Source organism: Streptococcus sp. 3613 (assembly GCF_013277375.1).
GTDB lineage: Bacteria > Bacillota > Bacilli > Lactobacillales > Streptococcaceae > Streptococcus > Streptococcus pseudopneumoniae.
Map to the genome: position 1 here is coordinate 1 of NZ_VMMV01000103.1, position 13701 is coordinate 13701.

13 protein-coding genes and 1 pseudogene are annotated in these 13701 nt (G+C 42.4%); 6 read left to right on the forward strand and 8 right to left on the reverse strand.

Going from position 1 to position 13701, the window contains the following annotated elements:
- Positions 1-81: 81 nt before the first annotated feature.
- On the reverse strand, positions 82-693 hold the full coding sequence (locus HT708_RS10650) for a CadD family cadmium resistance transporter (RefSeq protein ID WP_172926369.1): 612 nt from the start codon (positions 691-693) through the stop codon (positions 82-84).
- An 814-nt stretch (positions 694-1507) separates the two neighbouring features.
- Positions 1508-1777 (reverse strand): 30S ribosomal protein S15, encoded by a 270-nt coding sequence (rpsO, locus tag HT708_RS10655; RefSeq protein ID WP_001018251.1) that lies wholly within the window; start codon positions 1775-1777, stop codon positions 1508-1510.
- A 202-nt stretch (positions 1778-1979) separates the two neighbouring features.
- Here rpsO and HT708_RS10660 point away from each other — a divergent pair, with 202 nt between their 5' ends.
- Both HT708_RS10660 and thrS read left to right on the forward strand, forming a co-directional pair.
- Positions 1980-2324, forward strand: coding sequence for a hypothetical protein (locus tag HT708_RS10660; RefSeq protein ID WP_172926370.1), 345 nt, complete (start codon positions 1980-1982; stop codon positions 2322-2324).
- 351 nt (positions 2325-2675) lie between these two features.
- Complete coding sequence (thrS, locus tag HT708_RS10665; RefSeq protein ID WP_000608345.1) at positions 2676-4619, forward strand: threonine--tRNA ligase; 1944 nt, start codon at positions 2676-2678, stop codon at positions 4617-4619.
- Between the two features lie 46 nt (positions 4620-4665).
- Here thrS and HT708_RS10670 read toward each other — a convergent pair whose 3' ends face one another.
- A complete protein-coding gene (locus HT708_RS10670) occupies positions 4666-5640 on the reverse strand; it encodes a sensor histidine kinase (RefSeq protein ID WP_172926371.1) in 975 nt (324 codons plus the stop codon).
- Entirely contained in the window at positions 5633-6310 is a 678-nt protein-coding gene (locus tag HT708_RS10675; RefSeq protein ID WP_000548993.1) for a response regulator transcription factor, read from the reverse strand. Before HT708_RS10675 ends, HT708_RS10670 begins: the two co-directional genes overlap by 8 nt.
- A gap of 154 nt (positions 6311-6464) precedes the next feature.
- Between HT708_RS10675 and HT708_RS10680 the strand changes: the two genes are divergently transcribed.
- The gene (locus HT708_RS10680; protein WP_172926372.1) at positions 6465-7538 is read left to right on the forward strand and encodes a DUF2974 domain-containing protein; all 1074 of its coding nucleotides are present in this window, start codon (positions 6465-6467) and stop codon (positions 7536-7538) included.
- Positions 7539-7745: 207 nt separating this feature from the next.
- Here the strand turns inward: HT708_RS10680 and HT708_RS10685 are convergent, their stop codons facing one another.
- Together HT708_RS10685 and HT708_RS10690 are read right to left on the reverse strand one after the other, a co-directional pair.
- Complete coding sequence (locus tag HT708_RS10685) at positions 7746-8183, reverse strand: Rrf2 family transcriptional regulator (protein ID WP_172926373.1); 438 nt, start codon at positions 8181-8183, stop codon at positions 7746-7748.
- 75 nt (positions 8184-8258) lie between these two features.
- The gene (locus tag HT708_RS10690; protein ID WP_023940446.1) at positions 8259-9101 is read right to left on the reverse strand and encodes a metallophosphoesterase family protein; all 843 of its coding nucleotides are present in this window, start codon (positions 9099-9101) and stop codon (positions 8259-8261) included.
- 111 nt (positions 9102-9212) lie between these two features.
- On the opposite strand from HT708_RS10690, the gene HT708_RS10695 reads away from it, so the two are divergent.
- Both HT708_RS10695 and HT708_RS10700 read left to right on the forward strand, forming a co-directional pair.
- Positions 9213-9863 carry a metal-dependent transcriptional regulator gene (locus HT708_RS10695; protein ID WP_166736248.1) on the forward strand — a complete coding sequence of 217 codons (651 nt, stop codon included), beginning with the start codon at positions 9213-9215 and terminating at the stop codon, positions 9861-9863.
- 163 nt (positions 9864-10026) lie between these two features.
- Positions 10027-10440, forward strand: coding sequence for a hypothetical protein (locus HT708_RS10700; RefSeq protein ID WP_166736249.1), 414 nt, complete (start codon positions 10027-10029; stop codon positions 10438-10440).
- Between the two features lie 38 nt (positions 10441-10478).
- Here HT708_RS10700 and dtd read toward each other — a convergent pair whose 3' ends face one another.
- On the reverse strand, positions 10479-10922 hold the full coding sequence (dtd, locus tag HT708_RS10705) for a D-aminoacyl-tRNA deacylase (protein ID WP_125456269.1): 444 nt from the start codon (positions 10920-10922) through the stop codon (positions 10479-10481).
- A gap of 29 nt (positions 10923-10951) precedes the next feature.
- A complete protein-coding gene (locus HT708_RS10710; RefSeq protein WP_001123816.1) occupies positions 10952-13174 on the reverse strand; it encodes a bifunctional (p)ppGpp synthetase/guanosine-3',5'-bis(diphosphate) 3'-pyrophosphohydrolase in 2223 nt (740 codons plus the stop codon).
- Positions 13175-13464: 290 nt separating this feature from the next.
- Here HT708_RS10710 and HT708_RS12055 point away from each other — a divergent pair.
- Positions 13465-13701: pseudogene (locus HT708_RS12055) on the forward strand (hypothetical protein); the annotation flags it as partial.

Here is a 13701-nt window from a genome sequence, read left to right on the forward strand (position 1 = left end):
TTGAAGCCATAATAAAAAAGCCCTCTGAAAATCAGAGAGCTGATTTAAGCTCGGGCTAAAATCCTAGTGAAACAAAAAAATCTACACGATCAGAAAAGTCTCTATCGTGCCATTTTCATACATGATGTATAGTCCAAGTAGAATGAATACTAAGGGCACAATGATTCGCTCGTATTTTTCAATTGTCTCGAATAGTAACGGAATAGAGGATAACACCCGACTAATCTCGCATAAGATAATTATGCCGATTACAAACACAAGCAAGGCCACGAGGGTCTGTGACCAATCTAACGAAGCAAAATAAGGTATATAGATACCTAAATTATCTCCGCCAGACGCAATTGTCAGCAATGTAACTGTCCAAAACAGTTGATTTGCCTTGCTTTGTTCTAATCTTTCAATAATTTCTTCCTCTTCTTCCTCACCTTCTCCAACAATTGCAAAGCGAATCCCTAAATAGATAGGGATTAAACCAAGCAATCCAACCATCCATTCTTCAGGCACGAAATTAACGACATAAGCAGCAACTAAACTCGCCCCTACAAGTAAGCCTGTGCCTAGATATTGCCCCGCATAAATATGCCATTTTTGTTTATTCTGTGATAGCTGTGCAAATAAAATAAATAAAATAATTAAATAATCGATACTGGTGGAAATATAAACACCAATAGCAGATATGATTGTCTGTCCCATAAAAAACCTCCTGTATTGGTCAGTAATAAATCAGCAGATTTTAGGAGAGCACAGACACATTAATTTAGCTATCGCTAGTGGGTAATGTCGAACATAGGAAAGCATTTTACTCCTCCTCAAAACGTAGTTACAAAGTAATTTCTAACTGGAATTCGGTGACTACTTCCATGTAAAGTATAAACATACTATACTTTACTTCGTAAAGTGTGGACTCTCCGAGGGGGCTTGCAGACAGCTACTCGGCTTTTCAAACCGAGTAGCTGCGCACCTTTATGGTGTAATTAGCTGATACCATTTGAGGTTTTTGTAGTCTCCAAAATTGTGACCGATAAAACCTCAATAAAAAAGCCCTCTGAAAATCAGAGAGCTGATTTGAGCCCGGGCTAAAATCCTAGTGAAAAAGATGAAACTCCTTGTGTTCATCGAACATGGTGTCCTTTCCCTATTTTCATACGGATTTTTGACGCCCTTAGCATCATAATTCTTGCTGGATAAATCGTTTATAGACTAGGCGACGAGGCGAAGAATGTACGAAACTTTCAGTGAAACAAAAAAATGTCCCCGAAGGGAGAATATCTGGTTTATTTTACCTTACAGTGCTAGGAACCGTAACCGAAGATTATACTTGAGTATATCGAGGTAAGGTGACAACGCAAAAAAGCTACCCAATTTAGAGTAGCTTTATTATCAAGATATGCTCAATTGAACACGGCCTAAGCACTTGGCAAAAAAGATAAAATCTCCTAGAAACTGAAGTTTCTTCGTCAATTTTCCTATTTTTGCTTTGTGCTTTTGACGGCCTTTGTATCTTGAATTAGCGACGAAGTCCTAGAGAGTTGATTAACTCACGGTAACGGTTAACGTCGTTTTTACGCAAGTATGCAAGCAAGTTACGACGGCGACCGATTTTCTTCATCAATCCACGGTAAGTAGCGTGGTCTTTTTTGTGTTGTTTGATGTGTTCGTTAAGGTGGTTGATTTCCCAAGTAAGGACGGCAACTTGAACCTCTACTGAACCTGTATCACCTTCGTGACGTGCATATTGTGCGATGATTTCATTTTTTTTCTCTTTTGAGATTGCCATGATGTTTCTCCTTTTTATTTGGCTTCATCCGAGTGACAGGTTGGCATGCCTGTAACCAAGAAGAAGTTATTTGTCTTTACGACAATCCCTATTCTACCAATAACTAACTTCTTTGTCAACAGATTTACTTTCTTGTTTTAAATATGCTATAATAATCATAGCAAGAAATCCAAGTTATCTGTTTTTAAACGAGGTGATTATCATGCCTAGATTCTATTCCTATCTCCCCTACTATCTGGTCATATTTTTCTTTTATTGGCCACTTTATGAGTTGTTATCACTAATTATTTCTGACCCCCTTTTGCTCAAGAGTCTCTACGTAAATAATATTCTCTTCTTTACACCTCTGGTAATCTTGATTGTATCGCTACTCTATAGCTACCGTTTCCGTTTCTCACTTTGGTGGTTAATTGGTAACGGACTGCTCTTTTGCTTTACTATCATAACTTTTGGTGAGTTTATACTAATTTACTTGCTAATCTATGAAACCTTTGCTCTGGTCGGCATGGCTTCCGGTATTGGTATCAAGCATATTCTGCAAAAATGAAAAACAAAAAACTTTCACAAAATCCTTGAAAAATCTCACAATCATGCTATAATAATCCATAGAGACAAGTCACTTAGTCCCTTTCTACTAGAGAGTGCGTGGTTGCTGGAAACGCATAGAGAGCCTAAACTGATACTACTCTTGAGTTTTTTATGAAAACATAAAACGGTGGCCACGTTAAAGCCAATCAGAGGTGTCCCTCTTTTTTGAGGAACATAAATGAAGGTGGAACCACGTTGCGACGTCCTTTCGAGGATGTCGCTTTTTGTTTTTCTAGCTTTCACAATCCTCTGTCCCTGTTTTCAGAATAGGGTTAACACATTTGTCAATAATATAAGTAAGGAGAACATCATGATTAACATTACTTTCCCAGATGGCGCTGTTCGTGAATTCGAATCTGGCGTGACAACTTTTGAAATTGCCCAATCTATCAGCAATTCCCTAGCTAAAAAGGCCTTGGCTGGTAAATTCAACGGCAAACTCATCGACACTACTCGTGCTATCACTGAAGATGGAAGCATCGAAATTGTGACACCTGATCACGAAGATGCCCTTCCAATCTTGCGTCACTCAGCCGCTCACTTGTTTGCCCAAGCAGCTCGTCGTCTTTTCCCAGACATTCACTTGGGTGTTGGTCCAGCCATCGAAGACGGCTTCTACTACGATACTGACAACACAGCTGGTCAAATCTCTAACGAAGACCTTCCTCGTATCGAAGAAGAAATGCAAAAAATTGTCAAAGAAAACTTCCCATCAATCCGTGAAGAAGTTACCAAAGACGAGGCACGTGAAATCTTCAAAAATGACCCTTACAAGTTGGAATTGATTGAAGAACACTCAGAAGACGAAGGTGGTTTGACCATCTACCGTCAGGGTGAATATGTAGACCTTTGCCGTGGCCCTCACGTCCCATCAACAGGCCGCATCCAAATCTTCCACCTTCTCCATGTAGCAGGTGCTTACTGGCGTGGAAATAGCGACAACGCTATGATGCAACGTATCTATGGTACAGCTTGGTTTGACAAGAAAGACTTGAAAAACTACCTCCAAATGCGTGAAGAAGCTAAGGAACGTGACCACCGTAAGCTTGGTAAAGAGCTTGACCTCTTCATGATTTCTCAAGAGGTTGGTCAAGGACTTCCATTCTGGTTGCCAAATGGTGCGACTATTCGTCGTGAGTTGGAACGCTACATCGTTGACAAGGAGTTGGCTTCTGGCTATCAACACGTTTATACTCCACCACTTGCTTCTGTTGAACTTTACAAGACTTCTGGTCACTGGGATCATTACCAAGAAGACATGTTCCCAACTATGGACATGGGTGACGGGGAAGAATTTGTCCTTCGTCCAATGAACTGTCCGCACCACATCCAAGTCTTCAAACACCATGTTCACTCTTACCGTGAGTTGCCAATCCGTATCGCTGAAATCGGTATGATGCACCGTTATGAAAAATCTGGTGCCCTCACTGGTCTTCAACGTGTACGTGAAATGTCACTCAACGATGGTCACCTCTTTGTGACTCCAGAACAAATCCAAGAAGAATTCCAACGTGCTCTTCAGTTGATTATCGATGTTTATGAAGACTTCAACTTGACTGAATACCGCTTCCGCCTCTCTCTTCGTGACCCTCAAGATACTCACAAGTACTTTGATAACGATGAAATGTGGGAAAATGCTCAAACCATGCTTCGTGCAGCCCTTGATGAAATGGGCGTGGACTACTTTGAAGCCGAAGGTGAAGCAGCCTTCTACGGACCAAAATTGGATATTCAAGTTAAGACCGCTCTTGGAAAAGAAGAAACTCTTTCTACTATCCAACTTGACTTCTTGCTTCCAGAACGTTTCGACCTTAAATACATCGGAGCTGATGGCGAAGAGCACCGTCCAGTTATGATCCACCGTGGAGTTATCTCAACTATGGAACGCTTCACCGCTATCTTGATTGAGAACTACAAGGGGGCCTTCCCAACATGGCTGGCACCACACCAAGTAACCCTCATCCCAGTTTCGAACGAAAAACACGTGGACTACGCTTGGGAAGTGGCTAAGAAACTCCGTGACCGTGGTGTCCGTGCAGATGTAGATGAGCGCAATGAAAAAATGCAGTTCAAGATCCGTGCTTCACAAACAAGCAAGATTCCTTACCAATTGATCGTTGGGGACAAGGAAATGGAAGACGGAACAGTCAACGTTCGTCGCTACGGCCAAAAAGAAACACAAACTGTCTCAGTAGATGATTTTGTTCAAGCTATCCTAGCTGATATCGCCAACAAATCACGCGTTGAGAAATAAGAGCCTAGCATAAAAGCCTCCAGTCCGGAGGCTTTTTCGTCTATTCTCACTCAAGGACTAGGTTCACTTGAGCAAACTGAATCCGCACTGTCGTTCCTTTTCCGACCTCAGACTCGATACGAATCTGGTGCCCCAGTTCTTCAGAAATTTTCTTAGATAGGTAAAGGCCAAGTCCAGAGGACTGCTGGGTTAGGCGTCCATTGTATCCTGAAAAGCCACGTTCAAAGACTCGGAGGACATCACTATTTTTTATCCCGATTCCTGTATCCTTGATACAGAGCTCTTGACCGTCCATATAAATCTCCAGACTACCTTCCTTAGTGTACTTGAGACTATTTGAGATGATTTGCTCAATAACCACTAGCAGCCACTTTTTATCCGTCACGATTTCTTTATCAAGGTCATGTAGATTGACATTTAAGCCTTTTTGAATAAAGAAAAGAGCATATTTACGAATTATTTCCTTAACCAAGTCCTCAATTTGAACCTGCTTTAAGACCAAATCATCATGAAAACTTTCTAAACGCAGGTACTGTAAAACTAAATTGGTATAGGAGTCAATCTTGAAAATTTCCTGTTCTAATTGCTGCTTCAGTTGGCGGTCGACCACTTCTGCAACTAAGAGTTGACTGGCTGCAATGGGGGTCTTAATCTGATGGGCCCACAAGGTATAGTAATCCAGCAAATCCGTCAGTTTTCTTTCTGCGTCAGACCTCTGCTGATAGAGTTCCATCTCACGCGCTTCTAATTTTTCAGCCAAGGCTCTTTCCAAAGGAGACTGAGCTTCCCTCTCCCCATAGAGAATTTCCTGACGATAGACCTGCGTTTCCACCAATATGTCCCAAGTAAAAAATAAGATGGTCACAAAGCAACACAAGAGGAAAAAGTAGAGAAAGTAAGTTCCTAAACTTGCAAATAAAAACTGAAAGAGCAAAACCAGAAACGTCAAAGAAAGCAGATAAACCAAAAGACGACTACGGGAGCGCAGATAGGCTAGAAAAAATTGTTTCCAATCAAGCATGCTTCAGTCCGTACCCTATCCCTTTCTTGGTCTCGATAAATCCTACCAAGCCCTGCTCTTCCAACTTTTTACGCAAACGAGCGACATTGACAGAGAGGGTATTATCATCAATGAAAAAATCACTGTTCCAAAGTTCTCGCATCAGGTCATCACGCGCTACGATGTTGCCTGCATGCTCAAACAAAACGCGTAAAATCTGAAACTCATTCTTGGTCAAATTCAAGACTTGCCCTTGATAATGTACATCCATGGATTTGGTATTGAGGATCACACCAGCGTATTCCAGTAAACTCTCGTCACGCCCAAACTCATAGGAACGGCGCAACAAGCCCTGAACCTTGGCTAAAAGAACCTGCTGGTCAAAAGGCTTGGTCACAAAGTCATCCGCCCCCATATTGATTGCCATGACAATATCCATCGCCTGGTCTCTCGAAGACAGAAACATGATAGGCACCTTGGAAATCTTGCGGATTTCCTGACACCAGTGGTAGCCATTAAACAAGGGCAAACCAATATCCATGAGGACCAGATGAGGCTCCGACTGGACAAAAAGACTCAAAACTTCCATAAAGTCTTCTACCAGGACCACTTCAAATCCCCATTCAGAGAGCATTTTCCCGACCTGTTGACGAATGACCTGATCATCTTCCACTAATAAAATCTTGTGCATGCGCTTCTCCTTTTCCATTATTATAACAGATTTTTCCATGCCAGATGGTCTGAAACTGAATTTGAAATAGCCTGTTTTTAGCCAGTACAAACAGGCAATGCTACTAGCTAATTTGAGGGAAATTTGCTAAGATAAAGAAAAGAAAGGAGCTCTTATGGCCAATATTTTTGACTATCTGAAAGATGTCGCATATGATTCTTATTACGACCTTCCCTTGAATGAGTTAGACATTCTAACCTTAATAGAAATCACCTACCTCTCCTTTGATAATCTGGTCTCCACACTTCCTCAACGTCTTTTAGATCTAGCACCTCAGGTTCCAAGAGAGCCCACCATGCTTACTAGCAAAAATCGCCTTCAATTATTAGATGAATCGGCTCAACACAAGCGCTTCAAAAATTGCAAACTCTCCCATTTTATCAACGACATCGACCCTGAACTGCAAAAGCAATTTGCGGCTATGACTTATCGTGTCAGCCTCGATACCTATCTGATTGTCTTTCGTGGGACAGATGACAGTATCATTGGCTGGAAGGAAGATTTCCACCTGACCTATATGAAGGAAATTCCTGCTCAAAAGCACGCCCTTCGCTATTTAAAGAACTTTTTTGCCCATCATCCTAAGCAAAAGGTTATTCTGGCTGGGCATTCCAAGGGAGGAAATCTCGCTATCTATGCTGCTAGCCAAATTGAGCAAAGTTTGCAAAATCAGATCACAGCAGTTTATACATTTGATGCACCTGGTCTCCATCAAGAATTGACACAGACTGCGGGTTATCAAAGGATAATGGATAGAACCAAGGTCTTCATCCCACAAGGTTCCATTATCGGTATGTTGCTGGAAATCCCTAACCAGCAAATCATCGTGCACAGTACTGCCTTGGGTGGTATCGCCCAGCACGATACCTTTAGTTGGCAGATTGAGAACAAGCACTTCGTCCAGCTGGATAAGACCAACAGTGATAGCCAACAAGTCGACACAACCTTCAAAGAATGGGTGGCCACAGTCCCTGACGAGGAACTTCAACTTTACTTCGACCTCTTCTTTGGCACTATTCTTGATGCTGGCATCACCTCTATCAATGACCTGTCTTCCTTCAAGGCTATCGAACACATTCATCATCTCTTCGTCCAAGCGCAATCCCTCACTCCAGAAGAAAGAGAAACCATGGGACGCCTTACCCAGTTATTGATTGATACCCGTTACCAAGCTTGGAAGAATAGATAAAAAGCTTATGAAAAGGTAATACTCTTCGAAAATCTCTTCAAACCACGTCAGCGTCGCCTTACCGTATATATGTGACTGACTTTGTCAGTCTTATCTACAACCTCAAAGCGGTGCTTTGAGCAACCTGCGGCTAGCTTCCTAGTTTGCTTTTTGATTTTCATTGAGTATAAAAACCTTCTCATAAGCTTTTTTATTTTAAAGAAGAATTCACTCCTTCATCTGACTCTCTGCATCAGCCACAACTTGCTCTAAACTAGTCTGACCAAGCTCTGCCTCCATGGCCAGCTGGATTCTCTCCAATTTTTGATCCAAAACATCATGAATATGGGCTCCAACTGGACAATTTGGATTTGGATTGTCATGGAAACTGAAGAGTTGACCAGTCTTACCAAGACACTCAACCGCTTGATAAACATCTAAAAGACTAATATCCTTGAGATCCTTGGCAATCTCAGTTCCCCCTGTTCCACGCGCAACTGAAATCAGCTCTGCCTTCTTCAACTGGGACAAGGTTTTTCTGATAATGACAGGATTGACCCCGACACTAGCAGCCAGAAAATCACTGGTCACCTTGCTTTCCTTCCCCTTGAGGGCAATGATTATCAGCATATGAGTCGCAATGGTAAATCTACTTGGAATTTGCATGCTCTTCTCCTTTTTACGAGGCTACCCTGCCTCTACTCTTCTTTTTCTTTTATTATACCCTTTTTAGTTGTAATGTCAATCGTTACCACCTTTTAACCAGTCGTCTAACTCCCGATCGTAGCCCTCTTTCTGGGCCAATTCTCTCAGAAATTCCTGATGATGAGTATGGTGGATCCCATTGACCAGACTTTCATAGTAAACCTCAAAATAGGGAAGTTTAAGATCTTTAGCCAACTGCAATTCAGCTGCCACATCGTAGTCTACCCGTCGGAAGTTCATATCTACCAAGCCCTTGTCATCAAACTCCAAAATCATATACTGGGCCCGCAAGTCCTTCCGCAACTGAGCATCTAGAAAGAAAGGCTGCCCAATCGAACCCGGATTAACAATCAATTGCCCACCAGTACCGTAACGAAGCAACTGCTGGTGAATATGACCATAAACAGCAATATCACAAGGTGGATTGGTCACCAAGCGGTCAAAATCCTCTTGCGCTCCAGTATGAATCAACTCACGCCCCCAATTCTTATCAGGTAGATGATGGCTAATTCCCACCGTCAAAGCCCCAAACTGACGATGAAGCTGGAGTGGTTGATTGTGGAGCAATTCGATTTCTTCTAGGGAAATTTCCTCTAAAACATATTGGCACTGGCGCAAGAGATAGCGTTGACTGGGACGAGTACTATCCAATTCCTTACGGACACCATGCCAAAGACTGTCTTCCCAGTTTCCCAAAACTCTAGCTGTAATCGGTAGTTGAGCCAACAAGTCCAAAATCCTTCTACGCCCTGTCCCTGGCATGAGAATGTCTCCCAAAAGCCAGTATTCATCCACTCCTAGCTGCCGAGCATCTGCCAAAACAGCCTCTAAAGCAGTGGTATTTCCATGAATATCTGAAAGAAGAGCTATTTTCGTCATATCCATCTCCTCGTTTTTTCTCTTGCAATAAGTATAACATAAAAAGTCACAGCTAGAGAAATCTAGCTTTTTTTGATATACTAGATAAAGATATTAGACAAGAGGAAACGAATGACCCCAAATAAAGAAGATTATCTAAAATGTATTTATGAAATTGGTATAGACCTGCATAAAATCACCAACAAGGAAATTGCTGCCCGCATGCAAGTCTCTCCCCCTGCCGTAACTGAAATGATTAAACGGATGAAAAGTGAAAATCTCATCCTCAAGGACAAGGAATGTGGCTATCTACTGACTGACCTCGGCCTCAAACTGGTCTCTGAGCTCTATCGTAAGCACCGCTTGATTGAAGTTTTTCTAGTTCATCATTTAGACTATACAAGTGACCAGATTCACGAGGAAGCTGAGGTCTTGGAACACACTGTCTCTGACCTGTTCGTGGAAAGACTAGATAAACTGCTAGGTTTCCCTAAAACCTGCCCCCACGGAGGAACTATTCCTGCCAAGGGAGAACTCCTCGTTGAAATCAATAACCTGCCACTAGCTGATATCAAGGAAGCTGGCGCCTACCGCCTGACTCGGGTGCATGATAGTTTTGACATTCTCCATTATCTGGATAAGCACTCACTTCACATCGGTGACCAGCTCCAAGTCAAGCAGTTTGATGGCTTCAGCAACACCTTCACTATCCTTAGTAAAGATGAGGATTTACAAGTAGGTATGGACATTGCCAAACAACTCTACGTCGAGAAAATCGACTAATTTCTCAAGTCCCCTACCAACCCTGAAAGTTTGATTTTCAGGGTTTTCTTATCTATTTTTTATATCAAAAACGATAGTAAGCGCTTCCATAATCCAACTAAATATTGTATAATAATTATATACAATATTACGTCACTAACAGAGGAAAAAAGGAGGTCTTATCATGAAAAAAATCATCTTCATCAAAACCATTGAGCTCCTTGTCATTGATGGAATCATGTTAGCATTTTTGACATTTAAAGAGGGACTTACTTGGGATTGGATTTTGATTTATAGCGGTTGGCTCATTTTCTTTCATCCTGTGCTATTGACCTATCTTTCTAACCAACTTTGTGACCATTTTAGTCACCTCTATTCCCAGATTAGACCAAGATTCTGCCGTTTTGCCTTACAAATCCTCCTATGGGATAGCCTGATGATTCTCTCCTTGATATGTTTAAGTGGTATACCACTTTTCCTTCAGGGCACTCTCCTCATCCTAGGCCATCTCATCCCTTCCTATCGCACCTGCCAAAGCCTGAAAAGAAACTTCCCCCAAGCCTATCAAGAACAGATTTCATTTTGGAGCATTTTGTGATAGATGAGAAAAACCAAGCCGGCTGGGCTTGGTCTTTCTTATCTATTTTTAGTATCTAGGATAATGGTAACTGGCCCATCATTGACCAGCTCAACCTGCATATCCGCTCCAAAGATACCTGTCTGAACAGGCACTTCTTGCGCTAGTTTTTGGTTGAAAACATCATAGAAGTCTGATGCCATATCAGGCTTGGCTGCGCCTGTGAAGGCTGGACGATTGCCTTTCTTGGTATCCGCAAAGAGGGTAAACTGAGAAATAGAGAGGATTTCTCCTTCAATATCTTTGACAGACAGGTTCATCTTGCCTTCTGCGTCTGAAAAAATCCGCATATTGACCAGTTTTCTCACAGCATAGTCCAAATCTTCCTCTTGGTCCTCTGGTCCAACACCAACCAGCAATAAGAGCCCCTGATTGATTTTTCCCTGAACCTGACCTTCGATACTGACTTGGGCTTTTTTAACACGTTGGATAATGATTTTCATAATAGCCTTTCTAGTAAGAACTCAGACAATTAACCGTTGGTTCGTTTGACAGAGTAAACTTCTGGCACACTCTTAATCTTGTCCACAACCGTAGTCAGCGTCGAGAGGTTGGTAATGCCAAAGGACACATGGATATTGGCAAATTTCATATCCTTGGTTGGTTGGGCATTGACTGTTGAAATATTCTTGGTTGTGTTTGAGAGAACTTGCAGTACATCGTTCAACAATCCTGTACGGTTGAGGCCATAAATATCAATATGAGCCATATACTCTTTATTTGAGCTAGAGTACTGACCTTCCCACTCCACATCAAGGAGACGTTGCTCGTAGTTTTCTTGGGCGCGCAGGTTCATACAGTCCACACGGTGAATAGCCACACCACGACCCTTGGTAATGTAGCCGACAATATCATCACCAGGCACGGGGTTACAACACTTGGCAATCCGCACTAGGAGACCAGAAGCACCTTCAATGACCACACCACCTTCATGCTTGACCTTGAGGGTTTCTTTATTTTCAACCTTGACCTCGCCACCTTTGACAAGTTCTTCTGCCTCAGCCTTGGCCTTGGCACGTTCTTCTTCACGACGTTCCTTTTCAGTCAGACGATTAAAGACAGTAATAGCACCGATTTCCCCAAAACCAATGGCCGCAAAGAGGGAGTCTTCTGTCTTGTAGCTGGTCTTTTGCAGGACTTGGTCCATATGACGCTTGTCCATAAATTTATTGGCCACATAACCATTTTCTTGGAACTGGGTCATCAACATTTCACGACCCTTATTAACAGATAATTCCTTATCTTGGTTTTTAAAAAACTGACGAATCTTGTTGCGCGCCTTGCTGGTCTTGACCATATTGAGCCAGTCGCGGCTAGGTCCAAAGGAGTTGGGGTTGGTGACAATTTCAACCTGATCCCCTGTTTTGAGCTTGGTTGTCAGTGGAACCATACGGCCGTTGACCTTGGCACCAGTCGCTTTTTCACCGACTTTAGTATGGATTTCATAAGCAAAGTCAATAGGTCCTGAATCTTTTGGAAGAGAACGGACAGCTCCATCTGGTGTAAAGACGTAAATCTCCTCAGCCAGATAGTTTTCCTTAACAGAGTCCACAAATTCCTTGGCATCATCAGCCTGATCTTGAAGCTCCATCATCTCCTTGATCCAGTTCATCCCAATAGCAGACTCCTTGCTGTTAACCTGCCCCTTAACGCCTTTCTTATAAGCCCAGTGAGCCGCAACCCCGTACTCAGCCACCTCGTGCATGGCCTTGGTCCGAATTTGGAATTCAATCGGCCCTTTTGGCCCATAGACAGTCGTATGGATAGACTGGTAACCATTTGCCTTGCGGTTAGCGATGTAGTCCTTAAAGCGACCAGGCATGGGTTTCCAAAGCTCATGCACATAACCAAGCATGGCATAAACATCACTTTGGGTATCCAAAATACAACGAATGGCAATCAGGTCATAGATTTCCTCAAACCGTTTTCTCTTGTCCTGCATTTTGCGGAAAATTGAGTAAATATGCTTGGGACGACCATAAATCTTCCCTTTCAAGTGACGATCTATCGTATACTCCTCTAATTTTGTGACTACCTCATCCACCAAGGCTTCACGCTCTCTGCGCTTTTCCTTCATCATATTGGTAATCTTGTAAAACTCTGTCGGGTTGAGATAACGGAAAGACAGGTCTTCCAATTCCCATTTGACACTGGAAATCCCCAAACGGTGAGCAAGTGGGGCATAGATTTCCATAGTTTCTTTGGAAATGCGCTCCTGCTTGTCTTTTCGAAGATGTTTCAGGGTTCGCATATTGTGCAAGCGGTCAGACAGTTTGACCAAGATAACGCGGATGTCCTCAGACATGGCCATGAGCATCTTGCGATGATTTTCAGCCAACTGCTCTTCGTGAGACTTGTACTCGACCTTGCCAAGCTTGGTGACTCCGTCAACAATCACGCGCACATCGGGACCAAACTCTCTTTCCAAATCGTCCAAGGTCGCATCTGTATCTTCCACCACATCATGCAAGAAACCACAAGCTACCGTTACAGCATCCAGCTTGAGTTTGGCTAGAATACCTGCCACTTGAATAGGGTGAATGATATAAGGCTCGCCTGATTTGCGGTATTGACCACTATGACAATCCACCGCATAGACCAAGGCCTTATGGACAAAATGGACATCCTCTTCCGTTAAATATTTTTTGGTTAAAGCGACAACTTCTTCGCCTGTTAAATTCACTTCTTTTGGCATCTCTACTCTCCAATTCTTCCTACCATTTTATCACTTTTTTAAGAATATGAAAACTAGATTGGAACAGAATAAGAAAAAAATAATTCAGAATTGCTTGATAATTCTGAATTATTGGTCCATAATATACTACGAAGTTAGATTTTAAACTTAGGTGATAGAAGGAGAGATAGAAGAACGGAAACCATATTGTAACCCAAAGACTTTTTGACTTCCCCAATTTCCCTGAAGATACGAAAGATAAACGTATCACATACACTGGTACCTTGACTGGATTTTGGAATTAATACTCAATGAAAATCAAAGAGCAAACTAGGAAACTAGCCGCAGGTTGCTCAAAGCACCGCTTTGAGGTTGTAGATAGAACTGACGAAGTCAGCTCAAAACACTGTTTTGAGGTTGTGGATAGAACTGACGAAGTCAGCTCAAAACACTGTTTTGAGGTTGCAGATAGAACTGACGAAGTCAGTAACCATACCTACGGCAAGGCGACGTTGACGCGGTTTGAAGAGATTTTCGAAGAGTATAAA